Origin of the sequence: Pseudonocardia thermophila (genome assembly GCF_900142365.1) — a bacterium.
Lineage (GTDB): Bacteria > Actinomycetota > Actinomycetes > Mycobacteriales > Pseudonocardiaceae > Pseudonocardia > Pseudonocardia thermophila.
Genome location: NZ_FRAP01000033.1, coordinates 14,888 through 32,737, shown reverse-complemented (window position 1 = coordinate 32,737; position 17,850 = coordinate 14,888). Strand labels below are relative to the sequence as shown.

Below are 17,850 nucleotides of genomic sequence, written 5' to 3'. Positions count from 1 at the left end.
GGACTACGTCAAGGCCTGGTGGAACGTCGTGAACTGGGCCGACGCCCAGGAGCGGTTCGCCTCCTGAGCCCTGACCCGCCCCGGCCGCCGCACCGGTCAAGGCCCCGGCTCAGGCCCGGCTAGAGCAACGAACGGCACTTTCGTCCACTCCAGGTGCACGAAAGTGCCGTTCGTTGCGTCCCGGGCCGTCGGACGCGGCTGCGTCAGGGCCCGTCAGTCCCTCCCGGGCAGCGCCCCGGTCACCCGCAGCAGCATGTGCATCGCGGTGTCGGTGGCGCGCTCGCGGATGTCCTGCCGCTCCCCCGGCAGCGTCAGCTCCCGGCCGATCACCTGCCCGTCCGAGGACGTGACGCAGAAGCAGACGAACCCGACGGGCTTGGCCTCCGTCCCACCGCCGGGCCCGGCCACCCCGGTGATGCCGACGCCGACGTCGGCGCCGAACCGGTCCCGCGCACCGTCGGCCAGCGCCCGCGCCACCTGCGGCGAGACCGCGCCGTGCTCCGCGATCATCTCGGCGGGCACGCCGAGCAGCGCGGTCTTCGCCTCGTTCGAGTACGCCACCACCCCGCCGGCCACGTAGGCCGAGGAACCGGCCCGGTCCACCAGCCGCGACGCGAGCATGCCGCCGGTGCAGGACTCCCCCGTCGCGACGGTCCACCCGCGGTCGAGCAGGGCCTTCGCCACCAGCTCGTCCGTGGTGCTGCCGTCGGCGCTGATCAGCCGCTTCCCGTGCGCCGCGATGATCGCGGCGTGCAGCGCCTGGGCCCTCTCCTCGGCGCCCGGCCGCGGCCGCAGATCGACCTCCAGCTCGGAGCGCCGCAGGCAGGTGGTCACCTCGACACCGGTCGTGTCGAGGTCGGCCAGCGTGTGCGCGATCTCGGACTCGGGGGTGCCGTAGAAGCGCAGGTGCAGCTCCTGCGGCGCGGCCACGCCGTCCAGCAGCGCCCGCACCGGAGCGGCGGCCACCGCCGACGGCCACATCCCGCGCAGTTCCCGCGGTGGGCCGGGCAGCACCACGACCAGCGGGCCGCCGGGTCGCTCCACCACGAGCCCGGGAGCCGTCCCCGTCGGCGGCAGCACGGTCGCGCCGACCGGCACCATGGCCTGCTTGCGGGTCGCTGCGTCGAGCGCCGGGCCGGCGAAACCGCTGCGGCGCGCCCAGCCCGCGATGCGCGCCTCGATGTGGGACCGCACCTCCTCGTCGAGGACGAGCTCGACCCCGGCGAACTCCGCCACGACCTCGGCGGTCAGGTCGTCGGCCGTGGGACCGAGCCCGCCGCTGGTGACGATCAGCACACATCCCTCGGTCACCAGGAAGTCCAGGCTGGCACGCAGATCGTCGGGCCGGTCGCCCGCGATGACCGTGTGCACGACGTCGAACCCGAGTGCGCCCAGCTCGCGGGCGAGCCACGGGCCGTTGGCGTCCGAGATGGCGCCGGTGACGAGCTCACTGCCGGTGAGGAGGATGCCGGCGCGCGGCCGCTCGATCTCTGATGATGGTTCCGCCACACGAGTAACCTAGACGAGCACGTCAGCGCAGTATCGTCACCGCTGATCATCCGGGTGTGGGGGTCTTGTTGTGCCTGCGGCGGGGCGGTCGTAGGGTGCGACGGCCGAGCGACAGCCGACACGACACGAGGAGCCCCGAGGAATGAGCACTGATCCGTCCGGGTCCGGGGATGCCGAGTTCGGCGACATCGGCGAGATCATCCGCTTCGACGTCGTCGACCACGGCGACGGTCTGCGGGTGCTGCACGCCGTCGGCGAACTGGACACGCTGACCTCGCCGTTGCTGCAGGCCAGGGTCACCGAGCAGCTAGCGGAGGCGAGCTCGCTCGTGATCGACCTGTCGGAGATCTCCTTCCTCGGTTCCGCGGGCCTGGCAGTGCTCGTCGGGGCCAAGGACGAGGCCGACGCCCGGTCCTGCCGCCTGTGGCTGGTCCCCGGCTCGCGCATCGCCAAGCGGGCGCTGGAGGCGACCGGGCTGCTCTCGCTGTTCCAGGTCGCCGAGGACGTCCCGGAGGCGCTCGCCGCCGCCCGCTGAACCGTCCGGCACCGGCCCGGCCGCCGGAGCGAACTCGATCCCGACTTCGCCGATGGGCCTGACACGACGTGCGCCACGACGTCCACCGAACGGTGCGGTGTGCCATCGTGTGCGGATGCACGACGCTGCCGACCTCACCGTGCTCGACGCGGTCGACCTGGTCGCGCGCGTGCACGAGGGGCTCAGCTGCGCCGTCGACGTCGTCGAGGCGCACCTGACGCGGATCGCGGTCCATCCCGGCCCGTGCCCGTTCGCCGCGCACGACCGCGAGCGCGCGATGGTCGAGGCGGCCGCCGTCGACACCCGCCACGATCGCTTCGCCCTGCCCCTGGCGGGGATCCCGGTCGCGCTCGCCGAGACCGTCGACGTCTCCGGGTGGGCCACCCGGCACGGCAGCGCAGCCCTGCCCGACACGCCCGCGCGGCGCGACGACGAGGTCGTTCGGCGGCTGCGCGCCGCGGGCGCCGTCGTCGTCGGGCACGCGAGGTCCGCCGAGCTGGGGATCGGTGCGGATTCCGGGGCGGCCGACGCGGTCGCGCAACGGCTCGCCACCGTGGCCGTGGGGATCGACAACGGCGACGGCCTGCGAGTACCGGCGGCGCGGCACGGGCTCGTCGCCGTCGTCGCGGGCCGGGACACGCTGCCCCCGCCCGGCGGACCGGCCGCGCAGCGCCTCGCCGCCCTCGGCGTCGTGGCCCGATCGGCGCGCGACGCGGCCCTGCTCCTCGACGTGCTCACCGGCGTGGACGAGCCACCCCCGCCGCTGCCGGGCCGGGTCGCACTCTCGCTGGCGGTGCCGACGCCGTTCGGGCGGTCCGGGCGGGTGCACACCGACCAGCGCGCGGCGGTCGTCGGCGCGGCCGCCCGGCTGCGGGCCTGGCCGGGTGGGGCGGTGATCGCGCTCGCCGATCCGCCGTACCCGCGCGGGCTCACCCGGCTCTGGCAGCGCCGCGTCCAGGCCGACGCCGCGGATCTCCTCGCCGCCGTCGGTGAGCACGATCCGGCCGCGCTCGGTCCCGCCGCCGCGGCCGCGGTGCGTCGCGGCCGCCGGTCCCGGGCCGATGCCGAGGACCTCGACCGCTGGCGCGACCGCCTTCTCACCTGGCTCGACGACGGCGGCTTCGACCTGCTGCTCTGTCCCGCCGTCCCCGGCCCGTTCGCCCCGTCCGACCCGTCGTCGCGGCGGACCGTCCTCACCCGGCCGTGGAGCCTCGCCGGGGTGCCCTCAGTCGTCGCGCCGGTGCTGGTGGAGGGTCGCCCGGCCGCGGTGCAGCTCGTCGGGCGCCCCGGCTCGGAGCGGCGGCTGCTCGCCGCGGCCGCGGTCCTCGACCGCCGCCCCGTCCCCGCTCCCGGCGCAGCACCTCGCCGCGTCTACGCCTGATCGCCCCGTCCGCGAGTCGGGGATCAGACGCCGGCGAGTTGTCCCCTCCGGCAGGGCGAGTCGCCCCGCCCGGGTCGGCGAGTCGCCTCGACGAGAACGGCGAGTTCTCCCACTGGGTACGCCGAGTTGCCCCGCCAGCGGGGGTGAGTCCTCCTGCCGGGAACCGCGAGCGCCCGCCGCGGACGCGTGGTCGATGATCCGTGACGTCGTGCCGTCATCGTGCGGCCGACTCGCCGGCGTGGATCGGGCACCGCCGTCACCACAGCAGGACAACTCACCCGACCGGAGAGGACAACTCACCCACCCCGATCGGACAACTCACCCGACCGGAGAGGGCAACTCACCCACCCCGACCGGGCAACTCGCCGGCGGGCGAGCGCCGCTCACGTGTCGGGCTCGAGGAACGGCTCCAGGAGGCCGGGGACCGCGTCCCTGGCCACCTGCAGCACGTCGTCCTGCCCCGCGAAGTGGATGGTGTGCGAGCCCTTCCCGGCTGCGACGGCGGCGGTCGCCGTGAGCAGCCGGGAACGTCGCTGGAAGATCGTGCGCCGGAACCGCCAGGCGATGATCCCGTCGCAGCGGACGGCGGTGGTCGTGCGGACCCCGGACCCGGACCGCGCCACCAGGTACGCCCCGGCGCGGGCGTGGCCGAGGTTGGCGTACTCCAGCAGCGCCCCCGCCATCCCGGCGATGAGGAGCACCAGCGCGACCTCCGGCAGCCACGCCGGGACGACGTCGAGCGCGGCGAGCACGCCCAGGACGATGGCCGGGACGACGGACCACGACCAGCGCAGCAGGATCGGGCGCAGCGCCGCCCGCGGGTGCCGCCGCATCGGCACGGCGAGCGGCGAGTACGGGCTGCGCAGCACCGCGGCTGTCACTCGGTGCGCTTCGGCCACGGGGGCGGTGGGCAGCAGCATGTCGCTGCTGGTCTTGTCGTTGCGGTCGTGCTCGGCCCGCGACCCCAGCCCGGCGGCCACGACGGCCAGCTTCCCCGCCCGCACCAGCCGCAGCAGCAGCGGTTCGGTCAGCCGGATCCCGCGGATGCGCCGCTCCTCGATGGTCACCGAGCGGTGCGTGATCAACCCGTAGGTGACGTGGAGGCTGTCGTGGTGGCGGGTGAGCCGGTAGCCGCCGTAGACCAGCACGTACAGGATCGGCGACAGCACCGCGTTCGCGATCAGCAGCACGACGATCAGCGCGCCCACCGACAGCAGCACGGGGAACGAGCTGATCCAGCTCCACACGACCCGCGCCGGCACCGACCGCCACATCTCGTCGCCGAACGCGGTGCGCAGCAGCTGCACGACCGCACCGGTCACGACGGCGACCGCGACGAGACCCATCAGCGACAGCGGCGCCAGCGCTACCCACCGCAGGTCGAACCGGGACAGCAGCTCCTCCGGCGGCGGTGGCGGCGCGTGCGGCGGCACCCCGCCGAGTGGGCCGGGGACCGGTGCCGGAGCGGCGGGCCGCCGGTCCAGCAGCAGCGTGCGCAGCGCGTCGGCGTCGTGGCGGGCGAGCGAGTCGAGCTTCAGCTCGTCGTCGGCCTCCCCGCCCTGCCGCCCCGTCCCGACGGCGACGACGGCGAGCCCGGCGATGCGGTGCAGCACGTCGGCGGTGATGTCGACGGTCCGCAGCCGGTCGCGGGCGACCGCGCGGTGCTTGCGCACGAGGATCCCGCTGCGCAGCTCCACGTGGGTGGGCGTGATCCGGTACTGGGTGGTGGCCCACGACCACGCCGACAGCGCGAACACGCCGACGGTCACCGCGAGGCCGAGCAGCGGCTCGACGAATCCGAGCCGGTCCCAGCCGCGGAAGGTCACCACGATCAGCCCGGTCAGCAGCAGCGTGCCGAGCGGCCGCAGCGGCGCCACCGCGATCGTGCGTGGATCGAGCCGCCGCCAGCGCTCCTCCGGGCCGGCGGCCGTCGGCGCCTCCGCGGTGTGCGGGCTGCTCATGTCGCGTCGCCGGGGATCGCCTCGGTGGCCGCGGTGAGCCGTTCGACGAGCTCGGCGGCCGCCTCCTTCTCCAGTCCCTGGATCTTCAGCGACCCCGCCGTCGACGCCGTGGTGACGGTGACGGTGGACAGGCCCAGCCACTGCTGCAGCGGTCCCCGCTGGGTGTCGACGGTCTGCACCCGCGACAGCGGCGCGACCCGCCAGTCCTCGACGAGCACCCCGTCGCGGACGTAGACGGCCTGGTCGGTGGCCTCCCAGCGGTGCCGGTCGTAGCGGATCCGGGGCAGGACAGCGATGTCGACGGCGGCGACCACCCCGAGCGCGACGACGAGCGCGACGAGCCACCACGGGCGCACGAAGACCAGCACCCCGATCCCGACGAGGAGCAGCACGCCGTAGCCGATGCCGTCCTGCAGCCGCCACCACGTGACGGCGCGCGGATGCACCTGGTGCCGAGGCGGGCGCAACCGCACGTGCTGGTGCAGCGGGACGGTGTCGGTCGGCGAAGTCACCTTCGCAGTGTGGCCTACCCGGCCACCGCCCTGACCGGATGGGCCCGGCCTCAGCCGCCCTGCCAGGGCCCGGTGATCGCGAACATGTAGCCGGGCTCCTGGATGTTGGCGAACAGGAGGCTGCGGTCGGGCGAGAACACCGGCCCGGTGAACTCGACGTCCTTGGTCGCGTCGGTGGAGTCGTTGCGCGCGATGGGGAACGTCGTGCCGTCCGGGGTGGCTCCCATGAGGTGCTGCAGCCCTTCGCCGTCCTCGGCGATGATCACCCCGCCGTACGGGGAGACGGCGATGTCGTCCGGCCCGTCGTACGCGCCGTCGACGCCGGGTTCGAGGTTGCGGGCGAACAGCAGCCGCAGCGTGATCCGTGAGCTCGCCGGGTCGTAGAACCACACCTGTCCGTCGTGCGGCACCGGGCTCTCCTCCCGCGCGTAGCTGGAGACGATCCACGCGCCGCCGTCCCCCCACCAAGCGCCCTCCACCTTGCGGGCCCGGGTGACGTCGGAGTCGGTGAACTGGTTGCGGATCGGCGCGGTGCGGGCGTCGCGGTCGGGCACCGGCACCCACTCGACGGCGTAGCTGGTGCCGACCGCGGTGGCGAGCGACAGGTCGGGGACGTGCCGGCCCAGTCCGTCGACGGCGCGCATCGCCGCGAGCACGCCGTCGGTGGGCCCGAGCCGGCGCAGCGCGCCCTTCCCCGCCGCCCACCCGGTGGGCGGGGTCCACCGGTAGAGCAGCCCGTTGGGCTTGCTCGCGTCCTCGGTCAGGTACTTGTCGCCGCGCCGTGGATCCACGGCCACGGCCTCGTGCTCGAACCGGCCGAGCGCGAGGATCGGCTGCGGGTCCCGGTTGGCCGCGGGATCGAACGGGTCGACCTCGAAGACGTAGCCGTGGTCGCGCCAGAACCCGTCCGTCCCGGCGAGCGCGTCGATCTCCTCGCAGGTCAGCCAGGTGTTCCACGGGGTGACCCCGCCCGCGCAGTTGGTGGCCGTCCCCGCGACGCCGACGATCTCGCCCAGCCGGTTGCCGCGCGCGTCGGTGGTGATCACGGTGCAGCCGCCTGCCGCACCCGGGTCGTAGGTGAGGCCGTCGTGGTGCGGCACGGGCAGCTCGGTGCCGTACGGGTCGCCGATCTCGTGGTTGATGACGAGCACCACTCCGCCGCCGGGCCGGGCGAACGCGCCGGTGCCGTCGTGGTTGCGCGGGGTCGGCTCGCCGGAGTCGAGCGTGGTGACGCCGGCCTGGGTGACGATCGTGCAGCGGAAGTCCTTCGGCAGCGCGAGCATCCCGTTCGGATCGGGCACGAGGTCCCCGTACCCGGTGACCGGCGCCGGAGCCGCGGCGGGCGCGGCGCAGCCCGCCAGCATCTCCGTGCTGCCGATCAGCAGGATGCCGGCACCGACGCCCCGCAGCAGTGCGGGACACGTCCATGTCTGTCTCACTCCCGTTCCGCGTGCCGGCCGGGCGGGATCGCCCGACCGGGTGACACGCTCGCCGACGTGGTCGACGGCTCGGTGAACGCCGGGCCGACGCGAACTACCGGCTGGGCGAGGAGTCGCTCGCGCGCGGGTGGCGTGCGCCACGACCGCGTCGTCGGGAGCGACGACCGGCACACCGGATCGGCGCAACCCGTCCACAGTGGCGGTGACGGACCGTCGACCGATTCGACGAGGCCGTCCGCCGAGGGAGCATGGCTTGCCACCCGAAAGGGGTAAGACACTCCGCGACGTGACGATTACTCCAGCGCCAAGGTCCGTACAGAGCAGCGGTGGTGGAGTCCCCACACCCGCCGGTTCGACGTTCGAGGTGGTCCGGCGTGGTTACGACCGGGACCAGGTCGATCGTGCCCTGCGGGAGCTGAGGGATCGGCTCGCCGCGGCGGAGTCGGCCCGGCAGGCGGCCGAGCGGCACGCGCAGAAGCTGGAGGACGAGCTGCGGGCCGCGAAGGCGGCGGCGCAGAGCGTCGAGCCCGTGATATCGCAGGAGAGCTTCGGGTTCCGCGCGGAGAAGATCCTGCGGCTGGCCGAGCACGAGGCCGCCGACGTGCGACAGCGGGCCGCGAACGAGGCGGCCGCGCTCGTCGAGCAGGCGCGCGCTGAGGCAGAGCGGCACCGGCACGAGGTCGAGCAGAAGCTGATCGCCCGGTCGGCCGAGCTGGACCAGGAGGCCGCGCAGCGCAACGTCGCGATCCAGGAGCGGGAGCAGCAGGCTGCCGTCACCCTGGCCGCGGCGCGGGAGGAGGCCGCGCGGATCTCCGAGGAGGCCCAGCGCAACGCCGAGCAGCTGGTCGCCGAGGCCCGGGCGCGGGCCGAGGAGCTGCGCTCCCGCGGCGAGCAGGAGGCCCGGCGCCGCCGCGAGGCCGCCGAGCAGGAACTGCGCCGAATCAGCAGCCTGCACGACAGCGTCCGCTCCGAGATGGCCCGCCTGCACAAGTTGCTGGGCGGCGAGCTGGAGAAGCCGGCTCCGGTCGTCGGCGAGGCGGACAAGGAGCCCGTCGCCACGGTCTGAGGGGAACCCCGCACCACACCCCGTTCGCGCCGAGTCCTCGCCTTCCCCGGGCGGTCACGGGCTCGGCGCGTTCGGTGTGCGGGCTCTGAGATGCGCTCCGGGCCGGCGCGCCCTACCGTGGTCGCCGTCGCCGACCCCGGGGAGAGCACACATGACATCGGTGCGACCGCCCGCCGACACCGACGGCCAGATCACCCTCTCGACCCGCGCCGAGGACGGTGGTCTGCGGATCGTCACGATCGGCGGCGAGGTCGACATGCTCACCTCGCCGCAGCTGCGATCGGCGATCCTCGCGGAGCTGTCCGCCGCCTCGGTGCTGGTGCTGGACCTCGAGGGCATCACGTTCCTCGGCACGAGCGGGCTGGCGGTGCTCGTCGAGGTGCGGGACGCGGCCCGCGCCGCCGGGGTGCCGCTGCGGCTCGTCTGCCGCTCCCGGCGGGTGATCCGGCCGCTGACGATCGCCGGCCTGGTGGGCCTGTTCGACGTGCACGAGGACCTCGAGAGCGCGATCACACTCGACGACGATTAACCCGATCGGGTGTGACCCACTGCACTTCCACCTCGATCGCTAGATCGATTCACCACGGTGGGACGACGCTGAACAGCGCTTTTCCGCCGCTCTTCCCGTCCTGCTTCCGCGTGCAACGATCGACCCGTGGAAACACCGTCCATGAGGGACGTTTGACCCTCCACGACCCCGGGAACGCCGCCGTCGACCGCCCGACACCACCGGGCACCGAACGGACGTGAGGTGACGATGAGCGACGTTTCCCGGCTCCCAGGTCCGATGGATCACGCGTGGCAGTGGCAGCGGTTGGGAGCGTGCCGCGGGATGGACAGCTCCGTGTTCTTCCACCCCGACGGCGAGCGCAACCCCTCGCGGGCCCGACGCACGGCGCACGCGAAGGAGATCTGCGCGACCTGCCCGGTGATCCAGGAATGCCGCGAGTTCGCGCTGCGCACCCGGGAGCCCTTCGGCGTCTGGGGCGGACTCGCCGAGGGCGAGCGCAAAGCGATCCTCGCCAGCCGCGGAATCGCGATCGCGAGTTAGTGCTGCCCCGTGGGTGCTGGGAGCTCGCCGTCGACGACGGCGAGCTCCAAGCACCGGTACGACAGCAGCGGCAGGCCGTAGACCTGAGCGATGCGCCGCGCGGCCCGGGCGACGGCGCCGTCCGGGCCGTCGGCCGCCGCTGGCGCGAGGCAGTACACCCCGGGTTCGGGATCGAACCCGACCAGCTCGCTCATGGCGGCCACGATGTCCGGCTCGGCCTCGCCACCGAAGCCGGGCGCGAACCCCAGCCGGTGCGCGCGCGCCCGCGGCAGACCCAGCGCGGCGATCGCGCGGTCGAGCTCCGCGGCGGGGTCGTCCTCCTCCTCGTCCTCGAGATCGTCGAGGACGGCGACGTCGCAGTCGTCGAGGTCGAGGGTGCTCAGGTCGACCGGCGCACCCCCCACCCGGGCGACGGGCAGCGGGACCACACCGCCGCCGTGCTCGCGCTCGTCAGCCACGATCAGCAGGTCGATCTCGTCGAACGACTCCAGGATCCGCGCCAGGTCCGACTGCGGGCGCAGCAGCTCGGTGGTGCTCGCCGCTACCGCGACGGCCCGACGGGCCGCCACCGGCCCGGTCCGCCGGGGGGAGTCGGCGAATGAGGTGGCGTGCGCCGCAGCACGCCCCTCCGGTAGCGCGACCATCTGTGCCCTGTCCTTCTCGCGCGGCGGCGTCGCCGTCACGACATCCGCACCTGGAGGAAGTCAACTCCACTCGCGGCCCCTGTGACGTAATACTTCGATGAATTACGCCGAGCGGCACTTCCGCATCCGCGAACGGACGGCCGGCGTGTGAACGGTCACACATCGGCGCAGGACGGATACCGGTCGTCGCGACCAGCGGCCGACCCCCTGCAGGTCACACGGCGGCGGGCCGCGGGACCGGTACTGTGACGACCGGGACGACGACCGGGACGCCACCCGGTCCTCGCAGTTCACGACCGGTCGGCGTCCTGCGACCACGCCAGGAGAGGAAGGCCCGCGAGCGTGTCCGAACCGGACGATTCTGCGACCGTGGCCGGTGCGGCTGACGGGACATCCACCGTGGAGGTCCGCACTGCTGCCAGCGCTGCGCTGATCCCCACGATCCGCGCCGTCGCGTCGGACCTGGCGGCGCGGGCCGACTTCGATCTGGACGCCATCTCCGATCTGCGGATGGCGGTCGACGAGGCGTGCGCGACGCTGGTCGATCTCGCCGCTCCGGCCAGCACGCTCACGTGCATCTTCCGGGTGCAGGCCGAGCGGATCGAGGTGAGTGCTCAGGTGCAGGCGGCCGAGAGCGGCACCACGGTCTCCACCGACACGTTCGGTTGGCGGGTGCTGCAGACGCTGGCCGACCACGTGGAAGCGCAGCACAGCGTGAACGGCGGCGTGCCGGTCGTGGGTATCCAGCTCGACAAGCGGGCGGGCGACCTGCCCCGGTGACGAGCTCGGACGAGGAGTACGGGCACCTCGCTCCCCTGCTCGAGCAGTACGCATCGCTGGACGAGGATGACCCGGCACGGGAGGCGCTGCGCGAACAGCTGGTGACCGGCTACCTGCCGGTCGCCGAGCACATCGCTCGCCGCTTCGCCAACCGCGGCGAACCGCTCGACGACCTCGTCCAGGTCGCGACGGTCGGGCTGATCCACGCCATCGACCGGTACTCCCCCGACCGCGGCACGGACTTCTTCTCCTTCGCCGTGCCCACGATCAGCGGGGAGGTCCGCCGCCACTTCCGCGACCTGGGCTGGTCGATGCGGGTGCCGCGGCGGCTGAAGGACCTGCACGTCGCGATCAACTCCGCCGTGGCGCAGCTGGCCCAGGACCTCGGTCGCGCACCCAAGCCGTCGGAGATCGCCCAGCACCTGGACGTGCCCCTCGCCGACGTCCTGGAGGGGCTGGAGGCGTCCGAGGCCTACCGCAGCTCGTCGCTGGACGAGATGCTCTCCTCCGAACAGGGCAGCGCGACGCTCGGCGAGCTGGTCGGGGAGGCCGACGCCGCGCTGGACCGCGTCGAGTTCCGGCAGACGCTGCGTCCGCTGCTCGGCGAGCTGGCGGAGCGGGAACGCCTGATCGTCATGCTGCGGTTCTTCGGCAACATGACCCAGACCCAGATCGCGGAGAAGGTCGGCATCTCGCAGATGCACGTGTCCCGGCTGCTCGCCCAGACCCTGGAACGGCTGCGCGACCGGCTCGATCCCGAGACCCGCGACGGCTGAGCCGGGTTCCCGGCAGGAAGGAGACGACATGACAGCACAGCCCGAGCACGTCCTCATCGTCGGGGCCGGCCTGGGCGGGCTGCGCACGGCGGAACAGCTGCGCGCGGCCGGCTACCAGGGCCGGATCAGCCTCGTCGGTGAGGAGGTGCACCCGCCCTACGACCGGCCGCCGCTGTCGAAGCAGCTGCTGACCGGCGACTGGGAGGCCGACCGGGTTGTGCTGCGCACCGAGGAGGGCCTCGCCGAGCTCGGCGTGCGCACCCACCTCGGGCTGCGCGCCGTCGCGCTGCGGCCGGGCGAGGTGCAGCTGGCCGACGGCGCATCGCTGTACGCGGACGCGATCGTGCTGGCCCCCGGCGTCGTCGCCCGCTCGCTGCCCGGGCAGCCGGAGCAGGTGCACACCCTGCGCACCCTCGACGATGCGCTGGCCCTGCGGGACGAGCTGGCGAAGGCATCGTGCCTGCTCGTGATCGGGGCCGGGTTCATCGGCGGCGAGGTCGCCACGGCGGCGATCGGCCGCGGGGTGTCGGTCACGGTGCTGGAGGCGGGCCCGGCCCCGGCGGTGCGCGGGCTGGGCACCGAGGTCGCGCAGCTGGCCGCCCGCCTGTTCACCGAGGCCGGGGTGGACCTGCGCACCGGGGTATCGGTCACCGGGTTCGTCGACCCGGGCGAGAGCGGCGTGGCCGTCGAGCTGGTCGGGGGTGAGCGGATCGGGGCCGACGTCGGCGTCGTGGGCATCGGCGGCAGGCTCGACCTCGACTGGCTCGCCGACACCGGCGTGGACGTCTCAGCGGGCCTGCCGTGCGACTCCCGCGGCCGGGTCGAGGGGCTGGAGCGCGTGTGGGCCGTCGGCGACGCCGCCACGTGGGCGGACGAGGACGGGGAGCGCCACCGCCAGGAGCACTGGACCTCGGCGACCGACCAGGCCGCCGTCGTGGCCCGCGACATCCTCGGCGCGCAGCTGCCGCCGCCGGCCGTGCCGTACGTCTGGTCCGACCAGTTCGGGCTCAAGATCCAGGTGATCGGCCGGCCGGACAAGGCCGAGCAGGTGGTGCCGCTGCACGGCGCCGGGTTCGACGGCGGGCCGGTGAAGGGCACGGTCGCGGGGTACTTCGCCGGCGACCGGGTCGTCGCGGTGGCCGGGTTCGGCGCGGCGCGCTACATCGCCCGCTACCGGCCGCTGGTGGCCGAGCGCGCCGACCGCGCCGCCGTGGAGCGCACCCGCGAAGCGCTCAGCTGAAGGTGCGCCTGGGCGGATGCCCGGGCGCGCGTGTTGCGTCCAGAACCAGCGTCGAGAACGAAGTTGTGGCGATTTCGAATCGTTTCCATGCGCCACAACTTCGTTCTCGCCGCCGTCCTCATCGGAACAGCTTGCGCAGGATCGCGAGCGCGAGGATCGCACCGACCGCGATCAGCGTGTACTTGATCTTGGGCTCCTCGAGCTTCGCCACGACGGCCTGCCGGCCCTGGTCGGCGATGCGCCGGGGGTTGCCCCGCTCGGCCAGCGCATCGAGGGCCTCTGCCAGCGCCTCGCGGGCGGCCTCGATCTCCCGCTGGATGGTCTCCGGGTCCCGTGCCACGACGGTTCTCCTCAGGTCTTCCGGCTGTGCGTCGCGCACACCGTAGATCACGGCCCGCGGACTCGTCGGGGCGACCGGGCCGGCGTCGGGGCAGGATGCCACGATCTCGCCATGAGTACCCGCCTCCAGCCGGGCGACACCGCCCCGCCGTTCACCCTGCTCGACGCCGACGAGAACGAGGTCTCGCTGGCCGACTACCGCGGCCGGCGGGTGATCGTGTACTTCTACCCGGCCGCGTCCACCCCGGGCTGCACGAAGCAGGCCTGCGACTTCCGCGACAACCTCGCCGAGCTGAACGAAGCCGGGCTCGACGTCATCGGGATCTCCCCGGACAAGCCGGCGAAGCTGGCGAAGTTCCGCGACGAGCAGGGCCTGACCTTCCCGCTCCTGTCCGACCCGGACCGCACCACGCTCGAGGCCTACGGCGCGTACGGCGAGAAGAAGATGTACGGCAAGACCGTGCAGGGCGTGATCCGCTCGACGTTCGTGATCGACCCGGACGGCAAGATCGAACAGGCGCAGTACAACGTGCGCGCCACGGGACATGTGGCGAAGCTCCGCAAGGACCTGTCGATCTGACCGATAGGCTGGGGCCCGCGCCGGCGTACCCCAACTGGCAGAGGGACGGGTTTTAGGTACCCGGAAGTGCGGGTTCGACTCCCGCCGCCGGCACCGCGGCTCAGCCCTGCTCACCCACTCGGCCGCTCGCTACTCGGGCGCTGGCTGCTCGGGTGCTGGCTACTCGGCGCCGGCTACTCGGCGCTGACCCGCGCGGACTCGGGCACGATCACGGGGTCCGGCCGGCGGGCAGCCAGCACGGTCCCGGTGACGCCGGCGATCGCCCCGATCACCGACACCGCCAGCATCGCCGGCGGCGGGTCGCCGCCCAGCACGGCGTCGCCCAGCACGACGATCACCACGGTGCCGGGCAGTACCCCCACGAGCGTGCCCAGCACGTACGGCCAGAACCGGACGCCGGCCAGGGCGGCGCTGTAGTTGACCACGCAGAACGGCAGCATCGGGATCAGCCGCAGCGACGTCACGGCGAGCAGCCCGCGCTCCTCCACCCGGCTGCGCACCCAGCGCACCGCGGCGGGTGGCGCGTACCGCTCGACGAGGCCGGCCCCGGCGACGCGGACCAGCCAGAACGCCGCGACGGCCGAGAGCATCGTGGCCGTGACGGTGAGCAGCAGGCCGGCGACCGAGCCGAACAGGACGCCCGCGGCCACGGTGAAGATCGTGCGCGGGACCGGGCTCACGGTGACGAGCGTGTGCACGCCGAGGAACACCAACGGGGCCCACATGCCCGCGGCGGCGACGGTGGCCCGCACGTCGGCGCCGCCGCCGAACCGCCACGCCAGCACCGCGCCGAGAACGACGATCGCCACGAGCGCTGCGCCCGCCAGTACCCGCCGCCACGTCGTCACGGCATCGAAGGTACCGGCTCGCCCCGCTGACTAACGTGCCCCTGTGACTGCTTCCCCAACCCCTTCCCCCGCACTCGATCCCGGCGAGCTGGACCCGGACGGCCTGGCCGTGCGGCGAGAGGTCCTCGGCCCGCAGCACGTCGACGCCGCGATCGCCGCCGCCGACGACGTGACCGCCGAGTTCCAGAAGCTCATCACCCGCTACGCCTGGGGCGGCATCTGGACGCGCCCGGGGCTGGACCGGCGGATGCGCAGCGCGGTCACGCTCACCGCGCTGGTCGCGCACGGGCACTGGGCGGAGCTGGAGCTGCACCTGCGCGCCGCGCGGCGCAACGGTCTGTCCACGGACGAGATCGTCGAGGTGCTGCTGCAGACCGCGATCTACTGCGGCGTGCCGGCGGCGAACACCGCGTTCCGCATCGCGCAGCGGGTGCTCGCCGAGCAGGAGGAGTGACGCTCAGCCGCCGGCCAGCGCCGTGAGGTGCGGCAGGAGCGCACGCATGGCCCGGCCCCGGTGCGAGGCCGCGTCCTTCTCCTGCGGGGACATCTCGGCGGAGGTGCGCTCCTCCCCCTCCGGCACGAAGATCGGGTCGTAGCCGAACCCGTTGGTGCCGCGCGGGGCGCGGGCCAGCCGGCCCGGCCATTCGCCGTGCACCACGACCTCCTTCCCGCCGGGGACGACGAGCGCTGCGGCGCACACGAACTTCGCGCCGCGGCGCTCGTCGGGCACGTCCTGCAGCTGGCCGAGGACGAGCTGCAGGTTCTCCTCGTCGAAGCCGTGCCGGCCGCACCAGCGCGCCGAGAGCACCCCGGGCATACCGCCCAGCGCGTCGACGGCGAGGCCCGAGTCGTCGGCGACGGCGGGCAGCCCGGTGGCCGCGGCCGCGTCGCGGGCCTTGGCCAGTGCGTTCTCCGCGAACGTCGCGCCGGTCTCGGGTGCCTCCGGGAACTCGGCGACGTCGGCGAGGCCGAGCACCTCGATGCCCTGCCCCTCGAGCAGGCGGCGCAGTTCGACGAGCTTCGCAGCGTTGCGGGTGGCGAGCAGGATCTTGGTCATCCAGGCAGCTCCCCCGGGTACGGCGCAGCGAGCGCCTCGGTCTGCAGCGCGACGAGCTGCGCGATGCCGGCCATCGCCATGTCGAGCATCACGTCGAGGGTGGCTCGGGAGAACGTGGCGCCCTCACCGGTGCCCTGCACCTCGATCAGCGTTCCGGCGTCGGTGGCGACGACGTTGGCGTCGACCTCGGCGCGCGAGTCCTCCTCGTACGGCAGGTCCAGCCGCACCCGCCCGTCGACGACGCCGACGCTGACGGCCGCGACCTTCCCCGACAGCGGCTTCGGGTCGAGCAGCTTGCCCTGCGCGCCCAGCCAGGTGACGGCGTCGGCGAGCGCGACGTAGGCGCCGGTGATGGCGGCGGTGCGGGTGCCGCCGTCGGCCTGCAGCACGTCGCAGTCGATGGCGATCGTGTTCTCCCCCAGCGCGCGCAGGTCGATGCAGGCGCGCAGGGAACGCCCGATCAGCCGGCTGATCTCGTGGGTGCGCCCGCTGATGCGGCCCTTGACCGACTCGCGGTCGCTGCGGGTGTTGGTTGCGGAGGGCAGCATCGCGTACTCGGCGGTCAGCCAGCCGAGTCCGGAGCCTTTCCGCCAGCGCGGCACGCCCTCGGTGACGCTCGCCGCGCACAGCACCTTCGTGTCGCCGAACTCGATGAGCACCGACCCCGCGGGGTGCTTCTGGAACCCGCGGGTGATGCGCACGGGGCGGAGCTCGTCGTCGGATCTGCCGTCTGCTCGGGTCACCCGATCACCCTAGGACGAGCCGCGCCGCAGATGCTGCGGCGGGTGAACCGGACGGACCCGCCGTACGTGTCCCCGATCATGAGAGTCGCCGGTCTTCCCCTGCACCCGATCGTCGTGCACGCCGTGGTGGTGCTGATCCCCCTCGCCGCCCTCGGCGCGCTGCTCGTCGCGGCGCGGCCGGCGTGGCGACGGGCCTACGGTGTGCCGACGCTCGTCCTCGCCGTCGCCGGGCTGCTGTCCGTCCCGCTCGCGACCACGTCGGGGAACGCGCTGGCCGCGGAGCACGGCGGCCACGGCAGCGACGCGCTCACCCTGCACATGGACCGCGCCGACCGGGTGCTCCCCACGATGCTCGTGTTCGTGGTCCTGCTGGCGGCCGCGCTGTGGCTGGGTCGCCGCACCGACCAGTCCGCCGACCCCGACGCAGCCACCGGTGCACCCTCCGGCGGCACTGCCGTCGCCACCCGCACGACGTCGACGCGGCTCGTGCCCGTCCTCGCCGTGCTCGCGGCGGTCGCCGGGCTCGTCGCGACCTGGTTCGTGGTGCTCACCGGCCACGCCGGGGCGACCTCGGTCTGGGGTTCCTGAATCCTCACACCGCGTAGCCCGCACCCGGGGCGACCACCTCCACCGGTCCATCGAAGACCTCTGTGGCCTCCGCGAGCAGGTCCGCGCCCGCGTACCACGCCGGCACGTGGGTGAGCAGCAGCCGCCCGACCCCGGCCGCGGCGGCGTGCTCACCCGCCTGCCGGCCGGACAGGTGCACGCCGGGCGGGGGCTCGGTCCACCGGCCGGGCACGACGTGCGGCCAGGTCGCTTCGCACAGCAGCACGTCGGCACCGCGGGCCAGCTCCACCAGCCCGGCCGACGGGCCGGTGTCGCCGCTGTAGACGAGCGCGCGCCCCTCGTGCTCGATCCGCAGCGCGTACGCCTCGACGGGGTGGTCGACGCGCGCTGCCCGCACCGTGACCTCCCCCACCGCGGTGACGGCGCCGTCGGTGAGCACCCGGAAGTCGAACCCGTCCGTCAGATCGGTCTCGGGCAGCTCCGCCCGCGACGGCGCGTACGCCCGCGCCAGCCGCTCGGCGGCCTCCTCGGGGGCGAGGACGGGAAGCTTGCGCTGCGCGGGGTCGAACGGCGGGTGCGGGTGGTAGCGACGCCACACCACCAGCGCCGCGACGTCGGCGCAGTGGTCGGGGTGCAGGTGGGTGAGCAGCGCGGCGTCGAGCGCCCACGGGTCGAGGAACCGCTGCAGCGCCCCGAACGTGCCGTTCCCGAGGTCGAGGGTGACAGCGGTGTCCCCCGCCTGCACCAGGTAGCCGGACGCCGGCGAGTCGGGGCCCGGTCCGCTTCCCGAACAACCCAGCACGGTCAGCCGCATGGGCCGAG

At 73.9% G+C, this 17,850-nt stretch carries 21 protein-coding genes and 1 tRNA gene; 12 read left to right on the top strand and 10 right to left on the bottom strand.

Going from position 1 to position 17,850, the window contains the following annotated elements:
• Window positions 1-213: 213 nt before the first annotated feature.
• Entirely contained in the window at window positions 214-1,509 is a 1,296-nt protein-coding gene (locus tag BUE41_RS28900) for a competence/damage-inducible protein A (protein WP_234997655.1), read from the bottom strand.
• 142 nt (window positions 1,510-1,651) lie between these two features.
• Between BUE41_RS28900 and BUE41_RS28895 the strand changes: the two genes are divergently transcribed.
• Complete coding sequence (locus BUE41_RS28895) at window positions 1,652-2,044, top strand: STAS domain-containing protein (RefSeq protein WP_073460523.1); 393 nt, start codon at window positions 1,652-1,654, stop codon at window positions 2,042-2,044.
• Window positions 2,045-2,159: 115 nt separating this feature from the next.
• Entirely contained in the window at window positions 2,160-3,425 is a 1,266-nt protein-coding gene (locus tag BUE41_RS28890; protein ID WP_159444987.1) for an amidase family protein, read from the top strand.
• Between the two features lie 383 nt (window positions 3,426-3,808).
• Here BUE41_RS28890 and BUE41_RS28885 read toward each other — a convergent pair whose 3' ends face one another.
• Genes BUE41_RS28885 through BUE41_RS28875 form a run of 3 tightly spaced genes read right to left on the bottom strand, consistent with a single transcriptional unit; the run spans window position 3,809 to window position 7,337 of the window.
• The gene (locus BUE41_RS28885; RefSeq protein ID WP_073460521.1) at window positions 3,809-5,386 is read right to left on the bottom strand and encodes a PH domain-containing protein; all 1,578 of its coding nucleotides are present in this window, start codon (window positions 5,384-5,386) and stop codon (window positions 3,809-3,811) included.
• The gene (locus BUE41_RS28880; RefSeq protein WP_234997654.1) at window positions 5,383-5,898 is read right to left on the bottom strand and encodes a PH domain-containing protein; all 516 of its coding nucleotides are present in this window, start codon (window positions 5,896-5,898) and stop codon (window positions 5,383-5,385) included. The genes BUE41_RS28885 and BUE41_RS28880 overlap by 4 nt, the downstream gene beginning before the upstream one ends.
• A 50-nt stretch (window positions 5,899-5,948) precedes the next feature.
• Entirely contained in the window at window positions 5,949-7,337 is a 1,389-nt protein-coding gene (locus tag BUE41_RS28875) for an alkaline phosphatase PhoX (RefSeq protein ID WP_073460520.1), read from the bottom strand.
• A gap of 364 nt (window positions 7,338-7,701) precedes the next feature.
• Here BUE41_RS28875 and BUE41_RS28870 point away from each other — a divergent pair, with 364 nt between their 5' ends.
• The 3 genes from BUE41_RS28870 (at window position 7,702) to BUE41_RS28860 (ending at window position 9,454) form a co-directional block, all read left to right on the top strand.
• Window positions 7,702-8,403: a hypothetical protein gene (locus tag BUE41_RS28870; RefSeq protein WP_073460519.1), complete on the top strand. Its 702-nt coding sequence runs from the start codon at window positions 7,702-7,704 to the stop codon at window positions 8,401-8,403.
• Window positions 8,404-8,554: 151 nt separating this feature from the next.
• Window positions 8,555-8,932: an STAS domain-containing protein gene (locus BUE41_RS28865; RefSeq protein ID WP_073460518.1), complete on the top strand. Its 378-nt coding sequence runs from the start codon at window positions 8,555-8,557 to the stop codon at window positions 8,930-8,932.
• 228 nt (window positions 8,933-9,160) lie between these two features.
• Window positions 9,161-9,454: a WhiB family transcriptional regulator gene (locus BUE41_RS28860; RefSeq protein WP_073460528.1), complete on the top strand. Its 294-nt coding sequence runs from the start codon at window positions 9,161-9,163 to the stop codon at window positions 9,452-9,454.
• On the opposite strand, the gene BUE41_RS28855 is transcribed toward BUE41_RS28860, so the two are convergent.
• Entirely contained in the window at window positions 9,451-10,137 is a 687-nt protein-coding gene (locus BUE41_RS28855; RefSeq protein ID WP_143172437.1) for a hypothetical protein, read from the bottom strand. The two genes, BUE41_RS28860 and BUE41_RS28855, sit on opposite strands and share 4 nt — an antisense overlap.
• Window positions 10,138-10,467: 330 nt before the next feature.
• Between BUE41_RS28855 and BUE41_RS28850 the strand changes: the two genes are divergently transcribed.
• From BUE41_RS28850 to BUE41_RS28840, 3 genes are read left to right on the top strand one after another with little or no spacing between them, the layout of a single operon-like run.
• On the top strand, window positions 10,468-10,878 hold the full coding sequence (locus BUE41_RS28850) for an ATP-binding protein (protein ID WP_234997653.1): 411 nt from the start codon (window positions 10,468-10,470) through the stop codon (window positions 10,876-10,878).
• Window positions 10,875-11,654: a SigB/SigF/SigG family RNA polymerase sigma factor gene (locus tag BUE41_RS28845; RefSeq protein ID WP_073460515.1), complete on the top strand. Its 780-nt coding sequence runs from the start codon at window positions 10,875-10,877 to the stop codon at window positions 11,652-11,654. The genes BUE41_RS28850 and BUE41_RS28845 overlap by 4 nt, the downstream gene beginning before the upstream one ends.
• A 28-nt stretch (window positions 11,655-11,682) precedes the next feature.
• A complete protein-coding gene (locus BUE41_RS28840) occupies window positions 11,683-12,894 on the top strand; it encodes an NAD(P)/FAD-dependent oxidoreductase (RefSeq protein WP_073460514.1) in 1,212 nt (403 codons plus the stop codon).
• A gap of 118 nt (window positions 12,895-13,012) precedes the next feature.
• Here the strand turns inward: BUE41_RS28840 and BUE41_RS28835 are convergent, their stop codons facing one another.
• Window positions 13,013-13,234 carry a DUF3618 domain-containing protein gene (locus tag BUE41_RS28835; protein WP_073460513.1) on the bottom strand — a complete coding sequence of 74 codons (222 nt, stop codon included), beginning with the start codon at window positions 13,232-13,234 and terminating at the stop codon, window positions 13,013-13,015.
• A gap of 111 nt (window positions 13,235-13,345) precedes the next feature.
• Between BUE41_RS28835 and bcp the strand changes: the two genes are divergently transcribed.
• Window positions 13,346-13,813: a thioredoxin-dependent thiol peroxidase gene (bcp, locus tag BUE41_RS28830; protein WP_073460512.1), complete on the top strand. Its 468-nt coding sequence runs from the start codon at window positions 13,346-13,348 to the stop codon at window positions 13,811-13,813.
• Window positions 13,814-13,832: 19 nt separating this feature from the next.
• Window positions 13,833-13,906, top strand: a tRNA-Leu gene (locus BUE41_RS28825).
• Between the two features lie 80 nt (window positions 13,907-13,986).
• Here BUE41_RS28825 and BUE41_RS28820 read toward each other — a convergent pair.
• Window positions 13,987-14,661: a TVP38/TMEM64 family protein gene (locus tag BUE41_RS28820; RefSeq protein ID WP_073460511.1), complete on the bottom strand. Its 675-nt coding sequence runs from the start codon at window positions 14,659-14,661 to the stop codon at window positions 13,987-13,989.
• A 43-nt stretch (window positions 14,662-14,704) separates the two neighbouring features.
• On the opposite strand from BUE41_RS28820, the gene pcaC reads away from it, so the two are divergent.
• Complete coding sequence (gene pcaC, locus BUE41_RS28815; RefSeq protein WP_084756086.1) at window positions 14,705-15,115, top strand: 4-carboxymuconolactone decarboxylase; 411 nt, start codon at window positions 14,705-14,707, stop codon at window positions 15,113-15,115.
• Window positions 15,116-15,118: 3 nt separating this feature from the next.
• Here pcaC and rdgB read toward each other — a convergent pair whose 3' ends face one another.
• Together rdgB and rph are read right to left on the bottom strand one after the other, a co-directional pair.
• Window positions 15,119-15,718, bottom strand: a complete 600-nt coding sequence (rdgB, locus tag BUE41_RS28810) for an RdgB/HAM1 family non-canonical purine NTP pyrophosphatase (protein ID WP_073460510.1) — start codon at window positions 15,716-15,718, stop codon at window positions 15,119-15,121.
• Window positions 15,715-16,461 (bottom strand): ribonuclease PH, encoded by a 747-nt coding sequence (gene rph / locus BUE41_RS28805; protein WP_073460509.1) that lies wholly within the window; start codon window positions 16,459-16,461, stop codon window positions 15,715-15,717. The genes rdgB and rph overlap by 4 nt, the downstream gene beginning before the upstream one ends.
• Window positions 16,462-16,503: 42 nt before the next feature.
• Between rph and BUE41_RS30580 the strand changes: the two genes are divergently transcribed.
• Window positions 16,504-17,049, top strand: coding sequence for a DUF2231 domain-containing protein (locus BUE41_RS30580; protein WP_143172436.1), 546 nt, complete (start codon window positions 16,504-16,506; stop codon window positions 17,047-17,049).
• Between the two features lie 4 nt (window positions 17,050-17,053).
• Here the strand turns inward: BUE41_RS30580 and BUE41_RS28795 are convergent, their stop codons facing one another.
• A complete protein-coding gene (locus BUE41_RS28795) occupies window positions 17,054-17,842 on the bottom strand; it encodes an MBL fold metallo-hydrolase (RefSeq protein WP_073460507.1) in 789 nt (262 codons plus the stop codon).
• Between the last annotated feature and the right edge of the window lie 8 nt (window positions 17,843-17,850).

Coding starts and splice junctions, on each gene's coding strand:
- BUE41_RS28895 (WP_073460523.1), top strand. CDS start 1,652: ATGAGCACTGATCCGTCCGGGTCCGGGGATGCCGAGTTCGGCGACATC.
- BUE41_RS28890 (WP_159444987.1), top strand. CDS start 2,160: ATGCACGACGCTGCCGACCTCACCGTGCTCGACGCGGTCGACCTGGTC.
- BUE41_RS28885 (WP_073460521.1), bottom strand. CDS start 5,386: ATGAGCAGCCCGCACACCGCGGAGGCGCCGACGGCCGCCGGCCCGGAG.
- BUE41_RS28865 (WP_073460518.1), top strand. CDS start 8,555: ATGACATCGGTGCGACCGCCCGCCGACACCGACGGCCAGATCACCCTC.
- BUE41_RS28860 (WP_073460528.1), top strand. CDS start 9,161: ATGAGCGACGTTTCCCGGCTCCCAGGTCCGATGGATCACGCGTGGCAG.
- BUE41_RS28840 (WP_073460514.1), top strand. CDS start 11,683: ATGACAGCACAGCCCGAGCACGTCCTCATCGTCGGGGCCGGCCTGGGC.
- bcp (WP_073460512.1), top strand. CDS start 13,346: ATGAGTACCCGCCTCCAGCCGGGCGACACCGCCCCGCCGTTCACCCTG.
- rdgB (WP_073460510.1), bottom strand. CDS start 15,718: ATGACCAAGATCCTGCTCGCCACCCGCAACGCTGCGAAGCTCGTCGAA.
- BUE41_RS28795 (WP_073460507.1), bottom strand. CDS start 17,842: ATGCGGCTGACCGTGCTGGGTTGTTCGGGAAGCGGACCGGGCCCCGAC.